Below are 753 nucleotides of genomic sequence, written 5' to 3' on the forward strand. Positions count from 1 at the left end.
TTCCCCGCACCGCGGTCATCCGGCCGACGCGCTCGCCGAGCAATCCGGTGACGTAGCCCTCGCGTCCCCACAGCGCGTCCTCGGCGGCACGCAGGTCTTGTCGGCCCAACAGCGCCCAGGTGTCCAGCAGCAGCGCCGCGCCGTAGCCGCCAGCGGCGGCGGGTTCGGCCCCCGGGGTGGCCACCACCAGGGCCGGGCCGGCGGCGACCCCCGGCACCACACCTTCCCCCGACGAGGTGACCACCGCGGTTCCGGGAAACGCGCGGCCAAGCTCCTCGGCGGTGCGGCGTGCCCCGACGACCACGGCGCGCACGGCGTCCGAACCGCAGCGCGCACACCGCCGCGTCGGGTCGATGCGCCCGCACCACCGGCAGATCAGCGCCTGGCCGCCCTCCTGCAACGACAGGGGGCCCGTGCAGTGCCGACACCGGGCGATCGTGCGGCAGCGCGCGCAGGCCAGCGACGGGACATACCCGCGCCGCGGCACCTGCACCAGCACCGGCGCCCCGGCCTGAAGCGACGAGCGGGCGGCGCGCAGCGCGATCGACGGGATGCGCGCGGTGCGCGCGGCCGGGTCGCGTTCGTCGGCGTAGCCCGTGTCGTCGAGGGCGACCACCCGTGGGGTGCGGGCGCGCACCACCGCCCGGGTCGCGACGATGTCGTGCGCCCACCCACTGCGCACCAGCGCCTGGGCTTCCGCGGTGCGCGCGTAACCCCCGATCAGCGCCGCACAGCGCGCCTGATGGGCCCGCA

The 753-nt window shown here is 77.3% G+C and carries 1 pseudogene; it reads right to left on the reverse strand.

Annotated elements, in window-relative coordinates:
- Positions 1-753: pseudogene (locus A5711_RS07710) on the reverse strand (primosome assembly protein PriA); the annotation flags it as partial.

Origin of the sequence: Mycobacterium sp. E2238, from assembly GCF_001672665.1 — a bacterium.
Taxonomy (GTDB): Bacteria; Actinomycetota; Actinomycetes; order Mycobacteriales; family Mycobacteriaceae; genus Mycobacterium.